This is a genomic window from Haloarcula amylolytica JCM 13557 (assembly GCF_000336615.1).
Lineage (GTDB): Archaea > Halobacteriota > Halobacteria > Halobacteriales > Haloarculaceae > Haloarcula > Haloarcula amylolytica.
This window is the reverse complement of sequence record NZ_AOLW01000036.1, coordinates 1-16,315: the sequence shown is the minus strand read 5'-3', so window position 1 is coordinate 16,315 and position 16,315 is coordinate 1. Positions and strand designations below refer to the sequence as shown.

At 63.6% G+C, this 16,315-nt stretch carries 18 protein-coding genes; 9 read left to right on the top strand and 9 right to left on the bottom strand.

Annotation, left to right across the window (positions count from 1 at the left end):
• Positions 1–15: 15 nt before the first annotated feature.
• A complete protein-coding gene (locus C442_RS15825) occupies positions 16–618 on the top strand; it encodes a class I SAM-dependent methyltransferase (protein WP_008312183.1) in 603 nt (200 codons plus the stop codon).
• 103 nt (positions 619–721) lie between these two features.
• On the opposite strand, the gene C442_RS15820 is transcribed toward C442_RS15825, so the two are convergent.
• The 3 genes from C442_RS15820 to C442_RS15810 all read right to left on the bottom strand — a co-directional run bounded on the left by C442_RS15820 (position 722) and on the right by C442_RS15810 (position 3,327).
• Positions 722–1,123: a PIN domain-containing protein gene (locus C442_RS15820; protein WP_008312181.1), complete on the bottom strand. Its 402-nt coding sequence runs from the start codon at positions 1,121–1,123 to the stop codon at positions 722–724.
• A gap of 3 nt (positions 1,124–1,126) precedes the next feature.
• On the bottom strand, positions 1,127–1,393 hold the full coding sequence (locus C442_RS15815) for a hypothetical protein (protein ID WP_008312179.1): 267 nt from the start codon (positions 1,391–1,393) through the stop codon (positions 1,127–1,129).
• A 227-nt stretch (positions 1,394–1,620) separates the two neighbouring features.
• Positions 1,621–3,327 carry a cbb3-type cytochrome c oxidase subunit I gene (locus tag C442_RS15810; RefSeq protein ID WP_008312177.1) on the bottom strand — a complete coding sequence of 569 codons (1,707 nt, stop codon included), beginning with the start codon at positions 3,325–3,327 and terminating at the stop codon, positions 1,621–1,623.
• A gap of 315 nt (positions 3,328–3,642) precedes the next feature.
• Between C442_RS15810 and C442_RS15805 the strand changes: the two genes are divergently transcribed.
• Positions 3,643–4,014 (top strand): cupin domain-containing protein, encoded by a 372-nt coding sequence (locus tag C442_RS15805; protein ID WP_008312175.1) that lies wholly within the window; start codon positions 3,643–3,645, stop codon positions 4,012–4,014.
• Between the two features lie 117 nt (positions 4,015–4,131).
• Here the strand turns inward: C442_RS15805 and C442_RS15800 are convergent, their stop codons facing one another.
• The 5 genes from C442_RS15800 to C442_RS15780 all read right to left on the bottom strand — a co-directional run bounded on the left by C442_RS15800 (position 4,132) and on the right by C442_RS15780 (position 8,650).
• Positions 4,132–5,055, bottom strand: a complete 924-nt coding sequence (locus C442_RS15800; RefSeq protein ID WP_008312173.1) for an LLM class oxidoreductase — start codon at positions 5,053–5,055, stop codon at positions 4,132–4,134.
• A 49-nt stretch (positions 5,056–5,104) separates the two neighbouring features.
• Positions 5,105–5,851: an NAD(P)-binding oxidoreductase gene (locus C442_RS15795; protein WP_008312172.1), complete on the bottom strand. Its 747-nt coding sequence runs from the start codon at positions 5,849–5,851 to the stop codon at positions 5,105–5,107.
• An 86-nt stretch (positions 5,852–5,937) separates the two neighbouring features.
• Positions 5,938–6,936: a DMT family transporter gene (locus C442_RS15790; RefSeq protein WP_008312170.1), complete on the bottom strand. Its 999-nt coding sequence runs from the start codon at positions 6,934–6,936 to the stop codon at positions 5,938–5,940.
• 146 nt (positions 6,937–7,082) lie between these two features.
• A complete protein-coding gene (locus C442_RS15785; protein WP_008312168.1) occupies positions 7,083–7,874 on the bottom strand; it encodes an aldo/keto reductase in 792 nt (263 codons plus the stop codon).
• A gap of 155 nt (positions 7,875–8,029) precedes the next feature.
• On the bottom strand, positions 8,030–8,650 hold the full coding sequence (locus C442_RS15780) for a hypothetical protein (RefSeq protein WP_049943046.1): 621 nt from the start codon (positions 8,648–8,650) through the stop codon (positions 8,030–8,032).
• 115 nt (positions 8,651–8,765) lie between these two features.
• Here C442_RS15780 and C442_RS15775 point away from each other — a divergent pair, with 115 nt between their 5' ends.
• The 7 genes from C442_RS15775 (at position 8,766) to C442_RS15745 (ending at position 16,026) form a co-directional block, all read left to right on the top strand.
• On the top strand, positions 8,766–9,425 hold the full coding sequence (locus tag C442_RS15775; protein ID WP_008312164.1) for a class I SAM-dependent methyltransferase: 660 nt from the start codon (positions 8,766–8,768) through the stop codon (positions 9,423–9,425).
• 129 nt (positions 9,426–9,554) lie between these two features.
• Entirely contained in the window at positions 9,555–10,379 is an 825-nt protein-coding gene (locus C442_RS15770) for a M48 family metallopeptidase (protein WP_008312162.1), read from the top strand.
• Between the two features lie 199 nt (positions 10,380–10,578).
• The gene (locus tag C442_RS15765) at positions 10,579–11,583 is read left to right on the top strand and encodes an alcohol dehydrogenase (RefSeq protein ID WP_008312160.1); all 1,005 of its coding nucleotides are present in this window, start codon (positions 10,579–10,581) and stop codon (positions 11,581–11,583) included.
• Positions 11,584–11,707: 124 nt separating this feature from the next.
• Entirely contained in the window at positions 11,708–13,042 is a 1,335-nt protein-coding gene (locus tag C442_RS15760; RefSeq protein WP_008312158.1) for a metallophosphoesterase family protein, read from the top strand.
• 214 nt (positions 13,043–13,256) lie between these two features.
• On the top strand, positions 13,257–13,829 hold the full coding sequence (locus tag C442_RS15755) for a helix-turn-helix transcriptional regulator (protein WP_008312156.1): 573 nt from the start codon (positions 13,257–13,259) through the stop codon (positions 13,827–13,829).
• Between the two features lie 8 nt (positions 13,830–13,837).
• Positions 13,838–15,592 carry an Nramp family divalent metal transporter gene (locus C442_RS15750; RefSeq protein ID WP_008312154.1) on the top strand — a complete coding sequence of 585 codons (1,755 nt, stop codon included), beginning with the start codon at positions 13,838–13,840 and terminating at the stop codon, positions 15,590–15,592.
• Positions 15,580–16,026, top strand: coding sequence for a hypothetical protein (locus C442_RS15745; RefSeq protein WP_008312152.1), 447 nt, complete (start codon positions 15,580–15,582; stop codon positions 16,024–16,026). Before C442_RS15750 ends, C442_RS15745 begins: the two co-directional genes overlap by 13 nt.
• Before the next feature lie 35 nt (positions 16,027–16,061).
• Here C442_RS15745 and C442_RS22540 read toward each other — a convergent pair.
• Positions 16,062–16,315 (bottom strand): hypothetical protein (locus C442_RS22540; protein WP_008312150.1); only part of this gene is annotated, 254 nt, incomplete at its 5' end.

Below are 16,315 nucleotides of genomic sequence, written 5' to 3'. Positions count from 1 at the left end.
GCGGTTGACGGAGCCATGACGACCTGGGACGAGCGATACCGAGCGGGTACGTACCCACAGCGCCCGGACCCACATCCGGTGTTAGAACGATACCTGCCGACCTTTCCACCGGGACGAGCGCTTGATATCGCAACCGGGACGGGGCGGAACGCGCTTCCGGCCGCAGCGGCCGGGTACCGCGTCGATGCGGTCGACCAATCGCGTGCGGGGCTGCACATTGCCCGTGAAAATGCACGCGAAGCGGGCGTCGAAGACGATATCGAGTGGATACAGGCGGACCTCGACTCGTTCGCGTATCCGGCGTCGAGGTACGACCTCATCACCATTAGCTTCTATCGCCCCGTCGACCGCCTCCCCGACATTATCGAGGCGCTGGCCGACGGCGGCTGTCTGTTCATCCAGCACCACCTCCGGACGACCGACGACGTGGACGGCGGCCCCTCCGGGGACCGGTACCGGTTCGCCTCGAACGAACTGCTCAGGGCCGGACTCGACCTGACGGTGTTGCACTACGACGAACGCACCGCGACGAGGGACGGGACGACCGCAGCCACCGCCCAACTGGTCGCCAGGAAGTCACAGGGCGGTCGGCAGTCGTATCCGGACATCTCGGAGTAGGGTAGCAGACGGAGACAGGGTGTCAGACAACTCGTCACAGGCTATTGATTTCAGGCAGTGTAGACTGAACAAGCTGCACAGTCGGTCTGCGTATCTACCATCTTCACTCAGAGGGCGCAGGTTCCAACGATGTGCGGTCGAGGCCGACAGTGTCGTAGTCCTGCTCGGTCGAAAGGACTCGCTCTTCGCCGGTTGTGACGAGTCCAGCGTGGAGTGCATCGAACGGGGTGAGATCGTACTCGTCGAGGAACGCCGCGGCGGCCAGAACCGCGTCCTCGTGCTCTTCCGGCACGATTGGAACCAGTTCGAGCAGGTTGGTAATTGCCCGCGGCGCATCGATCTCGTACTCGGCCGCCTCACGGTCGTAGAACAGCACCAGAACCTCGGCGTACGCGAGTATCGAGGTATGTATGTCATCGTGTTCTTCGAGGGCGCGGACTGCGGCGTCCTGAAGCCAGTCGTCGTCCTTCAACAGTGCGGTGAGAAAGTCAGTTTCAACGTACACGACTTACGCCTCGCCATCCTGTGTCCGATCTTCCGCTTCCTCTTGAACCTCTCGTGAGATCGCCTTCCGCGATTCAGTTTTCAGCTTGTCGGCCTCTGTCTCTGCAAAGGCATCGCCAACGGCCGCTCGGAGCCCCTCTAGCGGGTCCTCGTCAACTGGGAAGAGTGCGACGTGGCTCGGGAGTTCAACGATACGATACTGGTCACCGAACCGGTCGCGGACATCCTTCGGGAGGTAGATCCGTCCTCGTTCGTCTGTCGTCTTCGACATGACGTATTCAGCCTTAGTGTGGGAAAGAATAAAAATATTCCCGTAAATATAGTAGATTTCCCGCCCATATTGAGTCGTCCAGTCCGACCAATTCTCAAGCTCATTTACTGCTTGAGTTGTATTGACCGTTTCAAACTGGGTGTGATAACGGTTCTATACCACTCTAGAGGTGGCCGTAGAACAACCAAGAAGGGTACCGCGAACGGGAAACCAGAAGAACTCGGAGATCAATCCCCGGTCGGTTCTTCGCCGCCGTCGGCCAGCGCCGGGAGCCGCTCGCGCTCGAACCAGGCGAACTCCCGGGGGAACTGGTCCGTCGCCGCCAGGTCCCAGGGGTCGCCGTCCCTGACCAGTGGTCCCTCCAGCCACGAGGTCACGAGGTTCCAGACGAAGATGAGTTGGCCGATGACCAGCAGAACGACGCCAAGCGTCGCCAGTTGGTGCAGGAGCGTAAACAGGTCCACCGGGCCAGCGGTCAGAGCGTACGTGGCGTACCGGCGGGGCATCCCGGCGTAGCCGAGCAGGACCATCGGGAAGAACGTAACGTTCGTGCCGACAAGCGTCAGCCAGAAGTGCCACTTCGCCAGCGACCGCTGATACCACCGACCGGTGTACAGCGGGAACCAGTAGTAGATGCCAGCGAAGACGGCGAAGGCGATGCCGCCCATGATGACGTAGTGGAAGTGCGCGACGACGTGGTAGGTGTCGTGGAGAATGAGGTCGACGGGGATGGCGGCCTCGAACACGCCGGTAACGCCGCCGATGATGAAGTTCCCGACGAACCCGACACAGAAGAGGAACGGCGCGGTCGTCCGTAACGCGCCGTTCCACATCGTCGCCATCCAGTTGAACGTCTTCACCGCGCTCGGGATGGCGATGGCGATAGAGACCGCCATGAACGAGGCCCGTAGTCGAGGGTCCATGCCGGTCGCGAACATGTGATGGGCCCAGACGCCGAAGGAGAGGACTCCGAGCGCCAGCGTGGAGTAGACGACGAACTTGAAGCCGAACAGCTTCCGCCCGCAGAATTTCGGCAGGATGTAGCTCACCAGTCCCATCGGCGGGAGGACGAGGATGTACACCTCGGGGTGCCCGAAGAACCAGAACAGGTGCTGCCACAGCAGCGGGCCGCCGCCGTCCAGCGTGAAGAACGTCGTCCCGAGATTGCGGTCGAGCAGGAGCATGACCAGCGCACTGCCCAGCAGCGGGAAGGCAAACAGGATCTGTGCGGACTGCACCAGGACAGTCCAGGAGAAGATATCGAGGGTGGCCCATGTCACGTCCTCGCTCCGTTCGGTGAATATTGTCGCGATGAAGTTGATCGCCCCCATCGTCGCCGCGACGCCCGAGAGGTGGAGGCCGAGCAGCATCAGGTCCACGCCGGGGTTCTGCTGTTCGATCGACAGCGGTGTGTACATCGTCCAGGCGGTCTGTGCCGGTTCGATGTTTTCGAGGAACGGCCCGCCGAGGACGCCACCCCAGATGAGCAGCGCCGCCGGCGGCAACAACCAGAACGCGATGGCGTTGATTCGCGGAAAGGCCATGTCGTCGGCCCCGATGAGTAGCGGGATCAGGTAGTTCGAGAACGCCGCAAGCATTGGCGTCCCAAACAGGAACAGCATCGTGATGCCGTGGGTCGTCAGGAGGCCGTTGTAGGCACTGGCACTGAGGAAGTCCTCAGCGGGGTACAGCAGTTCGAACCGCATCAGAACCACGGCGATACCGCCCCAGGCGAACGCGACGACGGCGAACACGCCGTAGAGAATCCCGATGTCTTTGTGGTCGACCGTCGTCAGCCACCGGAGAATCCCGCTCGGCTTCTCCGCGTGGGTGCGTTCGTGCGTCCCGTGGCCGCCACCGATCGCAATCGTATACGACCGCCAGTCTTCGATCCGTACGAGTATCCCAGCGATACCGACGAGCAGTACCGCCATCAGTACTGTCGTCGCCAATGCGCCTACAGACACCATTTGGAGGGTCTTTATACGGACTGCCCGTGGTTCTTATCGGGAAGATGTTCGGAGACGGTTTATATGCATCCAGAGTACGAAGCGGCGCGACTACAGACGAAGCGGTTCGGGACCGAGGCTTTCCGTCGTGCGGTCGGAACTCCTCGCGATGCACCCACAGCACCGAAACCAACAGCGAGCGAGTTCACGCACCTGCCGACGTTCGAGCCAGTCCGCATCGACCGGCCGCGACTTCGGCCCTGTAGTTCTTCGAGAGTACAATTATCGGGAGGACGCGCGATGACAGCGACCGATTTCGACGCCGTCCGGGAATACGACGACGACCAGTTCTCGGCTGTCGAAGTGTTCCGCAGCGACCGGATGAAAGTCGTCTGTGGCTACTTCGAACCCGGCCAGTTTATTCCGGTACACGCGCCCGCGAGCGATGTCGCGATACACGTCCAGTCCGGGACCGGTATCGTCCGTGACGGTGACACGGAGCGGGCGGTCGAACCGGGCGACGTGGTGGTCGTCGAGGCCGACACCGACCGCGGTGTCAAAGCGGACGAGGAGAGTCGACTGGAGGCGTTACTGGTGACGGCACCGCCGCCGACCGACGCCGAACACGAACCGGTCCGGAAAGGGCTCAAGCAGAACGAGTTCGATCCGTAAGCCCAGCTCAGAGGGCTGTTGCTGGGAAGTCCAGACCGGAATACGGCAGGCAGTCAGTTGGAACGACGGCAGCGTCATCCGCCGCGAGTTTCGCAGGAACGGTATCGACGGCTGGAGTCACAGTTCGTCGATGATTTCGCTGGCGAAGGTCGTCATCGCCGCCTCTGGTTCCGCCGCACGAAGTCCGACGATAACGTGGTCAAGGCCGTACTCTTCGAGCCGTCTGAAGTACTCCCGGAACCACTCGACACCGGCCCGATAGCCCAGGTGGAGCGGTTCGGGCTCCGCCGTCGGATCAGCAGCGAACTCGACCTGAACGGCAATCGTGAACGGCTTCTCTGACGCGTGGCTCCGCCACGTATCGAGGTACGACTCAAGCGTCGACTCGGGGAGGTGATAGAATATCCAGCCGTCGCCGTTCTCGGCGATCCACTCCGTGGACTGTCTGGCGTTACCAGTCGGGAAGAGCGGGAGCGTGTCCGTCGTCGGCTTCGGGAGGACATCGAGTTCTCCGTCGAGGTGGCCCCAGGAGCCATCGAGCGTCGGGTATTCCTCGCGCCAGAGCGCGCGAAGCGCGTCGACGCTTTCACGGACGAGTTGGCCCCGGTTCTCGGGGTCGACGCCGAACGCCGGATACTCCGGGTCGCGGTCGCCCGAGGCGACGCCCAGCACGAGACGGCCGTCGGAGAGCCGGTCGACGGTTGCGGCCGATTTCGCCACATGGATGGGATGGCGCAGCGGGAGAACGATACTCGCGGTGCCAAGCGCCACCGACTCGGTGTGTGCGGCGACGTGGGACAGCAGCGACCACGGGTCGAAGGCCCCGCCGGCGTCCCCGAAACGCGGCCAGTACGTCGGCACGTCTCGCGCCCAGAGCGCGTCGAAGCCGACTGTTTCGGCGTGGCTTGCGAGCCGGAGTTCCGCGTCGATATCCGGCGTCGACTCCGTTTCGCCCGTGAGCGGGAACCCGAGGCCGAACGAGAGGCCGTCCCCCCCGAACAGCCGCCGATAGCCAGCGTTCGCGTGGTCCACGTCAGTCATCAGCCGCCTTTCACGCTGGAGGCGTATTTGCACACGGGTGGATTGCCCACTACGGGTCGTCATCCGGGGTATCGACTGTCACGGTCTCCGACCCCCCACTCCGGGGAAGCCGCCACTCGATGTCCAGCGCGCGGTTCGGGAACGACGGCCTGGCAACGACTTCCAGCGTCCGGTCTTCGGCCGCCGGTGTGACAGGTGATGCGATCATCAGTCGGGCCACGTCGGCCCGCGAAACGCTGCCCCAGAGCTTCGCCCCGGGCTCGGCGACGGAGACGGTGTCAGTTCGCGGTCCGTTCGTGAGCACGCCCGGGCGGAGGATCGTGTGTCGAACCGGAGCGTCGCGAATCGCGGCCTCGGCCTCCGCTTTCGCACGTTGTATCGGTTGGATGACGACGTCGAAGGCCGTCGCGAGCGGACTGGCCGGCTCGTCGCCCACGCCGATAGCGGATTCCATGACGAACGCATCGACGCCAGCGTCGACGGCCGCATCGAGGAGATTGATCGTCCCCGCACCGTCGACGTACTCGTCCCGGGACCAGACGTCCGTGATGTTCGAGCCGACGGCGCTCAGGACGACATCAACGTCCGACAGCGCCTCGGCCAACGCAGCCGGGTTCAGCAAGTCGTCGACGACAACCTCGTCAGCGCCGGCCGCTTGCAGGTCGTCTGTTTTCGACGGCGTGCTGGTCAGTGCTCGGACCGTCGGCACGCGCGAACTGAGCAGTCGGAGCGTCGCGCGCCCGGTCCCGCCGCTGGCTCCGGCGACGAACACCGTCTCCACGTCGGAAGAGTCCATATCGTGGCTTGGGGCTGCCAGTACATGATTGGCTGGGCCCGTTTCGTCAAATCCAGATCGTGATCGCTCTACTGCAACCGCTGACGTCAGTCGTCACACGGCGGCGTCTGTTTCGACGAGGATGTCTCCTCGAAGCGGTGATAGAGCCGGCGCAGTTCCATGCGGATGGTCACACGCTCGATGAGAGCGAAGCCCGCAACGACGACTAAGAAGCCGACGAGCGTCCACAGTGACACCGGCGAGCCCAGCAGTACCCAGCCCATGAGCGCGGCGAAAATCGGCACGACGTACGCGACCAAGTTCGCACGGACCGGGCCGATGCGCTTGATGAGGCCGAAGTAGATGGCGTACGCGACTGCCGTCGAGGGGATGCCCACAGCCACAATGCTCGCAATCGTTTCGGGGCCGATGCCGATGACGGCCGTGGGCGACTCCCCGACCAGCAGGCTCGCGACGTGGAGGAGCACCGCACCGACAGCCATCGCCCACGCAGTCAGCGGTGTACTGTCCATCTGGGGGCCGACACGCTGGAGGAGCACGCTGCCAAGTGCGACGGCCGCGGCCGCGCCGAGGACCAGAAGTTGCCCGATAGCGCTCGCATCGGTGAACGTCGACGGCGACGGCTGCACGATGAGGATAACGCCGCTCAGCGCGATACCGATACCGAGTGCACCGATCCAGGAGAGGCGGTCGCCCAGCAGCCACCAGGCGAACACGGGGGCGAGTATCGGGTTCAGGCCGTACATCACGGACGCCGCTGCGGGCGTCGTCGTTCCCTGACCGAGGAACAACAGCCCGTTGTTGAGCGCGATCAGGAACAGCGCCGCCATCCCGATTCCAACGAAGTCCTCGCGAGTCCGCGGGAGCCACGTCGACCGGGGCCGGGTAACGACGATGTAGCCAAGCAGCGTCACCGCTGCCAGGTCGAATCGGAGGCCGGCAAACAGCACCGGCGGAAGCTCACGGAGCCCGGTCTTGATCGCGACGAACGAGCCGCCGAACAATACCGCGAGTAGGACGAACAACGCGCTGTCACGATAGCGGGCCGGGAGTGAGGGCCGATCGGAAAACGTGGACCGCAACATAGGCCAGGTCAGTTGGACCACCCGTTAGAGCGAAGATATCTCATAACCTGTGTAACGGGTCGAAATGTGAAGAGGGCTGTGGGAGACGTGGTGTCACGGGCCGACAGTCGTATCGGCAACTCCCACCGGGAACGCTCGAAATCGATTCAGTCCCAGGCGGCGGGCGACCAGTCCGGATCGACGCGTCGGTCGACTGTCTCAATACTGTCGATACGGTTGATTTCGTCGTCTGTCAGCGATAGGTCGAGACTCGCCAGATTGTCCGTGATATGGGCTTCGCTCGTGGCTTTCGGAATCGCCGTCACGCCCTTCTCGCGGAGCCACGCGAGGCTGACCTGCGCTTCGCTCGCGTCGTGGTCGTCGGCGATGGGTTCGATGACATCGTGGCCGAACACTTCACCGCGTGCCAGCGGGGAGTACGCGACCAGTTCGTAGTCCTGTTCCGCCGCGTGCTCGCGGAGTTCCGACTGCTGGAGGAACGGATGCGTCTCGACCTGGTTTGCGAACACCGGAGCATCGAGCACGTCCATCGCCGTCTCGACGTGGTGTGGTTCGAAGTTCGAGACACCGACGTTGTCAATCAGGCCGCGGTCGACGAGTTCGTCGAACGCCGGGAGCGTCTCCTCGGGCTCGTACTCGCCCGCCGCCCAGTGGACGTACAGCAGGTCTACCGAATCGACGCCGAGTTTGTCGAGGCTTTCCTCGGTCGTCTCGATCACGTCGTCGTGCGAGAGGTTCGAGATCCAGACCTTGGTCGCCAGGAAGATATCGTCGCGGTCCACGTCGGCCGCGGCGATACCGTCACCGACGGCGCTTTCGTTGTCGTATATCTGTGCGGTGTCGATATGTCGGTAGCCGGCCTCCAGCGCCGTCCGGACGCTTTCCGCACACTGTTCTGCGTCGTCGTTCTGCCACGTTCCGAGCCCGAGCATCGGCATGCCGCTCGCTCGTGGACCGCCGTCTGTCGGTGACTGTTGCTGAGTCATTATCGGATACCGGAGCTTGCGACTTTAAGCCGTTTGGAAGCCGGCGGGTAGCGCCGACTATCGGTAGTATACGGAGAAGCCGGCTATCACAGGTAGCACAGGGGCGTTCAGAAGCCGTACGACCCGAAAATCCAGAGCGCGACGAGGGGCGATGCGGCGAGGAACGCGCCGAGGACGCCTGTCCCGAGAACCGTATCCCACCCCAGGCCCCGAACCGGTCGCTCGTACCGCCACAGTTGGACCGCAACGTAGACACCGGCGATGACCACCCCGCCGAGCAGCAAAAACGGCGGAAACCCGAGTGCCGGAAACGGCGGGAAACCGACCGCCGGAAACGGGTCCGAACCACTCGAAGCCGCGAAATCGAGACCGATGCCGACAGCGCCGACGGCGGTGGCCGCGACGACATACGAGATGCCAGCGATGACGTGCCGGAGTGCTGCAGCCAGCCCGAACGGCTCTGCATCGGTCGGCAACACCTCCGGGGCCGCGTAACTACCGATTCCAGTGTAGAGGAACGGGACGGTCAGCACACCGACGGCGACGGCATACGGAAGGACCGACGAGATCGCGACGATGAGAACTGCCATGGTCAGGGCATACGTGCGTCCGGTCGCGCCCCCGAGAACTAGGGTCGGGACGAACAGCACAGCGATAGCCACCACGGCAAACAGACAGATCGGGACGGAGTAAGGCCGGAACCGCCCGACAAAACGGGATAGAGACATGCCAGGGTCGTTTCGAACCCAAGCGCATAGGTTTTCGGCTCTCCAGTGAGAGTCGGAGTCGGCATGCTTTTAGGCTCCGTTGCGGTATCGTGACATCATAATATCACTATCGCGGGTGAAACGCGCTATCACTGAGTCCTGTCCGGACCGCCGCTACCCGGTGGTCGCCGGACTTTACCAGACCGCGTTCCCACCCGACACGTCCGGGGGAGCCGCAGCGGCAACCGTTCTGGACCGAGAGGCAGCCGTCCCGGAGTCGCTCCCGGCAGCAGAGCTTGAAAACGTGCAACTCCTCCCCCACCGGACGGCCCTCCTCGAACACATGCCGACCAGCGCGACCGCCGCCGAGTTCGGGCCCGGAGACGGTTCCTTCGCCGAATCAATCGTCCGGATCACGCAGCCGGAGACCCTCTATCTGGTCGATCAGTGGGCAAGTGACGGGGAGCGCCAGGCTGTCAAGCGGCGATTCAGCGAGCATCAGGGCACCGTTCACTTGCGGGACGCCGAACCGATCACCGTGCTTCGTGATGCCGACACCGACTCGCTCGACTGGGTGTATATCAACAGCTCCCACGAGTACGAGGCGACGCTGGCCGAACTCAGAGAGAGCCAGCGGGCCGTCACAGCGGGCGGCTACATCGCGGGCGACGACTACAAAATCGTGAACGGCGTCATCCCTGCCGTCCACCAGTTCTGTGCGGAGACCGACTGGCGGCTGGCGTCTCTCACGCTCGAAACGCACGACCGTCGGAGTTACGCGCTCTCCAGGGAGTAAGGACCGTCCGCTGTACCGACTAAGCCGGCGAATTTCCTCGGAGTCGTCACCACATCTGCGGCGAAACCCAGTGACACGAGCGGCATCGTCGGCCAGACGGTTTATACGGCCGGACGGACTTGACCCTGTATGGCAGACTTTGGATTACAGGTGCGGATGCTCGTCGTCGGTGCGATTCTGTTCGCGTTCTACGTTTTCGCCGGCACGGCACTGTCGGTGCTGTTGGGCCTGCCGCTCGTCCCGGTGCTCCTCGTCGGAATCCTCGTGGTGCCGGCGATCCAGTACAAACTCGGGAAGTGGCTGGCACTCCGTGGCGCGGAGGATATGCCGGACGACCAGCGGTTCGGCTACGTCCACCAGATGGTCCGGCGGCTCTGCAGAGATATGAATATCGAGGAGCCCCGGCTGATGGTGATGGACATGGGCGTGCCCAACGCCTTCGCGGTCGGACGGAAAGGTGCGGGTGTCGTCGTCGTGTCGAGCGAACTGATGCAACTCCTCGACGACGACGAACTGGAGGGCGTGATCGCACACGAACTGGCCCACATCAAGAACCGGGACGTCATCACGATGGTCGTCGGCCAATCCATCGGGATGCTCGTCGGCTACGTCGCCTACTTCGCGGTGCTGTTCGGCGGCGAGCGAAACGTCGGCTCCTGGATCATGGCGATGATCGCCTCCTCGCTCGCGAACGCGCTGGTCATGGTGTTCGTGCTGGCTATCTCACGGTATCGGGAGTACGTCGCAGACGCGGACGCGCGCCGCGCCATCGGCACCGGCGAGCCGCTGGCCCGTGCGCTCGAAAAAATCTCTCGCGGTGCTGAAGGACGCGAATCGAAAGTCGAGGATAGCATGAACGCCCTCTGTATCTTCAACGCCGACAAGGGGCTGTTCGAGAAACTGTTCTCGACCCACCCCCCGACGGAGAAGCGGATTCAGCGGCTCCGGTCCTGATACTGCCGGCTGTAACTATTTCAAGAGATTTGCCACCCCGAGGTGGCGAGAGTCTTCACGGACGTACAGCCGGCAGTATGAATCGGGAGGCGGACCGACCCGGTCGGCACGGCTGTATCGAAGCAAGCGCGCCCGTACAGCTCTCTGGTAACTGGCCGCTTATCCGCGTCGAGCCGGAAGTATCGCTATGTCAGACACAATGCGAGCGGCGGTCGTGCCTGAGGCAGGGGCAGACTTCGAGGTCGTCGAACGGGACGTGCCCGAACCGGACCCCGGCGAGGTACGGGTCTCGGTCGATGCCTGTGGCATCTGTCACAGCGACGTGTTCACGAAAGAGGGGACCAACCCGGTCGTCTCCTATCCGCGGGTTCCCGGCCACGAGGTGGCTGGACACGTCGATGCCGTCGGCGACGCTGTCGATGCCTGGGACGTGGGCGACAGGGTCGGCGTCGGCTGGCACGGCGGCCACTGTTCGACGTGTGAGCAGTGTCGACAGGGGAACTTCCTCCAGTGTGAGAACGGCGAAATCACTGGGCTGAGCTACGATGGCGGCTACGCCGAGTACATGACCGCACCGTCGGAAGCGCTCGCCAAGATTCCGGAGGCGCTGGACGCGGCGGCCGCAGCGCCGTTGCTCTGTGCGGGCGTGACGACGTTCAACGCGCTTCGGAACAGCGATGCGAACGTCGGGGATCTAGTCGCTGTGCAGGGCGTCGGCGGACTCGGTCACCTCGGGGTCCAGTACGCTCACGCGGCTGGCTTCGAGACGGCCGCCATTTCCCGAACGCCGGAGAAGGAATCGCTGGCGAAAGAACTGGGCGCCGACCACTTCATCAACGCGGCGGAGGTGGATGCCGGCCAGCGACTGCAGGAACTCGGTGGGGCCGACGTCGTGCTGGCGACGGCACCGTCGAGTGACGCTATCAGTTCTATCGTCAGCGGAATCGGCGTCGATGGCTCAGTCGTAGTCGTCGGCGTCCCCGGCGAGCCAGTGGAAGTGAGCGCACAGCAGCTCGTCCAGAGCCGGGGCGGCGTCGAGGGCTGGGCCTCCGGGCACGCGCGCGACTCACAGGACACGCTGGAGTTCAGTTCGCTCCGCGACATCGCGCCGGAGATAGAGACCTACCCGCTCGAAGACGTCAACGAAGCATACGGGCGGATGATCGACAACGAAGCGCGGTTCCGGGCCGTGCTGGAACTGTAATCGAGCAGGTCTCGATATCGGTGGAAGCGCGTCTATAAGCCACAGTCCCAGCTGAGACCACAATCTTCCGTCGTGATTTCCCGGAGAGCAACGCCTTTGTCTGTGGGTCAAGAACCCGTATTCAATGGACGGCACCGCCGACGACCGCGTTTACTACGTCATCAGCGACCTCCACATCGGCGGCGACGAGCAGCTAGAGGACGTGGAATTTCTCGACGAACTGCTCGATTTTCTGGCGCGGTTAGAGACCACCGACGAGGACGCCGAGCTACTCATCAACGGCGACGCGTTCGGGCTGTGGGAGTTCACCGGTATGTCGGGACTGGAGAAGTTCGACGTCCTCGAAGGGACCTATCCGTCGCTGTTCGAGCAGTTGCGAAAGACCGGCGAGAACATCCAGATCACGCTGATACCGGGCAACCACGACCACGAACTCGCGGCCTACGACGAGTACGTGGAGCGGTTCGCGGCGTACAACGTGGACCTTGTCCAGTCGAAGTCGATTACCCGTCCGGTGGGGGACCAGGCCATCCACCTCGAACACGGCAATCAGCAGGACCCCAACAACCGCATCGAAGACTGGGGGGATACCAACGTGACGCCGCTTGGCTACTACTACAACACACTCGTGACGAGTCGGGCCGGCCAGCTTTCGGACCGGGGCCGGTACAACTGGCTCAAGGACGTACAGGCCGTAACGCCGACCGAGCGGGTTCCAGTGTGGATGCTCTCGAAGTACTTCTACCGGGAGATGAACCCGCTGCTGCGGTACGCGCTGGTCCCGTTCCTGTTGCTGTTCAACATCAGCGCCATCCTGGCGATTCTGGCGGCGCTGAACCTGCTGGGCGTCTGGTCCGCGCCGGTCGAAACGACGACGTCGTTTCTGGGCCAGTTCGGCACGGTCGGCACCGCCATTTGGCTGCTGCTTGTCGTGAACGCGTCGCTGGCCGGGCTGCTGTTGCTCGTGGGCATCCCGTTGTATCTTCTGCGCCAGGACATCAAGAAGACGATCAACCGATTCGGGGTCTTCGAGACCGATCTCACGGTCGATACCCAGACGCCGTACAAGGAAGCCGCCCGGGAAGTGTTCGACGAAAAGGAAGATGCGGTCGTCTTCTGCTACGGTCACACGCACCGGCCGAGCGTGCAGTCGGTCGACGGCGGGCTGGTCGTCAACAGCGGGACCTGGCTCAAACGCCTCCACCGTCGGGACGGCATCATCGGGCTCCTTCCCCCGGTGTTTTACCCCTCCTACCAGCTCTGTGCGGTGCGCATTACGGCCGAAGACGGGCAGGTGGTCGTCGACTACGAGGAAGTCCAGAAACCGAGCCCCAGTCCGGAGGAGCTGACACTCACCGAACGCCTGCTGACGGTCGGTCGGACACCCAACCCCGAACTCCCCGACCGTGCGGTCGTGGAAACTGAGCAGTCGGTGCCGCCGCGGGAACCGGCCGAGTAAGGGGTGGGCCGGTCCGACGGGAACGTGGCTGCCGTCGGAAGTGGACCGGATTTGGGATATCTGCAACAGCCATAGTCGGTGCGTCGACGGGGAAGTGATGCCTACCTTCGTGTGAAATTGAGACCCATCGAGCGTCAGACGGAAGGAGGTCGTTTGCTCCCGAAACGGAGTTCGCTGCAGAAAAGTCTATTACATACGACTGTAATGGCTACGTATGAGCAATACCGCGGACGATGGTCGGGCCGACGGGTCGCCACCGTCCACGGCAGAGTTCACACCGGAGCGAGTGCTCTCGGTGTTTCGGGACCGAGCGGACCAGGCAAAGCCGTTGACGGCAACCGATGTGATGGACGCACTCGGCTGTTCCCGGAAGACGGCACACAACAAGCTCGAAGTACTCGTCGAACGGGGTGAGCTGGAAACACGGAAGGTCGGTGCACGGAGTCGGGTCTGGTGGATCCCGTTCTCCCAGCTCGTCGGCTCGGGCACGCAATCACAACAGGAGCGAGAGCCGCCGGTCGAGCACAGTATCGCCGACGCGGACCTGCCGGGGACGGGGGAGGTACTCGACGATCGACGTGCGGCGCTGAGGGCCGCGTACGACTACCTCCGTGAAAACCCCGACACGGATGCCGGGAAGCTTATTACCGAGGTGTTTCAGGAGCATCCGGCGGGCTACAAGACCGCTGACGAGTGGTGGGACGCTATCGGACCCGCGCTCGAAGACCTCCCGCAGGTCGACCTGGCTGCCGACCACGAGCACGTCTGGCACTACGTCGGTGGGTGAGTTCACCGATGCCAGAGGAAAAGCCGACGGAACAGTCGGACGTAGCGGAAGACGCGGAGTCAGAGACATCGGAAGTGTACGCCTCTCGCAAAGAGCAGCGGTATCCCATCTCGTCGTACACCCCAGTCGCGTACGACAACCTCGAGGCGGCACCGGAGAGCGAGGCCCATCCGGACACGGGGACGGGCGGGCGGTTCAGAGAACTCTCGTTGCCGAAAGTGCCGAAACTCCGCCACGTCGTCGGTCCCAGCGCGATCATGCTGGGGGCGTCGCTCGGCAGCGGTGAGACGCTGTTCTGGCCGCATCTGGTCGCCAGCTACGGGTGGGGACTGTACTGGCTGTTCCTCGCGGCTGTCTGTCTCCACTTTGTCATCAACACGGAGATACAGCGGTGGACACTGGCGACCGGTGAGAGCGTGTTCCGGGCGTTCGAACGGGTCCATCCGGTCCTCCCGCTGGCCATGCTGGTCGGCGGGTTCATCAGCCTCGGCTGGCCGGGGTGGGCCGCGAGCGCCGCGCAGATTGGCGCGCAGGGCCTCGGACTCGGCACGTACGACGTCGCTGGCGTCGACATCGTCGGCTGGCGACTGTTCGGCATCGCGCTCATGGTGTTCATCTGGGTGACCTACCAGGTGACGCCGCTGATGTACAACGTCGTCGAGAGCCTCCAGCTCGTTCTGGTGGCGCTGTCTATTGCGTTCACGCTGCTGCTGTTCGTTCTCATCGGGTCGGTCGATGTGCTGGTCGGTGTTCCGGGGAGCCTGACGGAGGTCGGCGACTACTCGCCGGTCGGAACCATCGCCGTGCTGGTCGGGGCACTGGCCTATGCCGGCGCGGGCGGCTACCTCAACCTCTCACAGAGCCTCTGGATACGCGAAAAGGGCTACGGGATGGGGCGGTATCAGGGCCGGATCAAGAACCCCTTCGCCGGCGACGACCCCGAGACGGTCCACGAGGACGGGTTCACGTTCACCCCGGACATGCAGAACCTCAAACGCTGGCGAGGGTGGTGGCGCGTGACACAGCTCGAACACCTGTTGACCTTCCTGCTGGGCCTCCTCCTCGTCACGACGATCCTGGTCGTCATCGCGGTGTCACAGGCCCCGGGAGCGACGAGCGACGCGGTCGATATGTGGCTCATCGAGATCGCGCCGTCGGTCGGCGGGTTCACGACGAGCGTCATCTACGTCACGCTGTTTCTCGCCCTGTTCACGACCGAATACGCGATAATCGAGTCGTTCGTCCGGAACAGCTCCGACATCATCTACGAGCTGTACGGTCGGGAGGCGGGCTGGAGCCTGCCGCGGCTGTTCTGGGGACTGCTGACCGTCTTCTGTGGCTGGGGCATCTTCATCCTCACCCTCCCGATATCAATATCCGATCCCTTCGGGCTCCTGGTCGTCGGCGCGGCGATGTCCGGGCTGTTGATGTGGCCGTACATCGTCATCGTCCAGCTCGTCAACACGGTCCGACTCCCGGAGCACACGATGCCGGGCTGGGGCCGCGTCGTCGCGATGTGGGTCGCCGCGGCGTTTTTCGGCTACTTCAGTGTCCTCCTGGTCGGAACGGGGCTGGCGACGCGGCTGGGGTTGCAGGCGTTTGCCGTCAAGACGACGGTGCTCGGCAGCGCACTGGGAGGGTACGCCCTCTGGGCGATCTGCCTGCTCGTCCAGGCGTATACGATGTATCGGGTGGGGCGTGCGAAGGTCGCGGCGGACGGAACGGTCACTGACGCCGCCACCGCGCAAGGGTGGTTCTCGTGACTGACGAACTCCGCGTTCACTTGCATTACACGATGCGGGGGTCGTACCCGCTCCGGCTGGTCGACGTGTTGTTCTGTACGGAGCGGGCCTACTTCGTCGAGTACGACTATCTGACGCCAGTCGACCTGCTGTTCGGGTCGCCGGACCAGCGGGCCGCGGCGTTCGCGTCACAGGTATCCGAGGAGGGCGTCCCTGCAGCCCTCGAAACCGCGGAACAGGTGGAGACACAGTCCTACGACACGCTCGACAGAATCGAGATCCACACTGGCGGCCGGGTCGGTCGGCCGAAAATCACGGCCCAGCCGCTGACAGGCGGTTCGACAACGGTCAGAGTCCACGGCCAGTTCGACGCTGAGCCCTTCACGCAGGCGCTTCGGTCGACAGTCGACGGACACGACGTGACGGTACAACAGCGGGACGGCATCGGAATCTGATGCCGTGCCTCGTGGCCCCAGCAACGCGAGCTGACCTACTGTAGCGCCGCCGCGACCATCTCGATAGGATGTGGCGGTTCCGCGGAACCGTCGCCGAAGTCGTCGATCTGGGACCGGCAGGACGCGCCGGGCGCGACGACTTGCTCGGCGGGCGAGTCCTCGATCTGTCCCAGCAGGAGGTCCGCGATGCCCGCACTCATTGACTCAGCTTTGCACGTTAGCTTCAGCAGTTGAGTGAACAAAGAGATGATCGATCTCTTCCATGAGGTCATCAACGCCTCGGTCATCG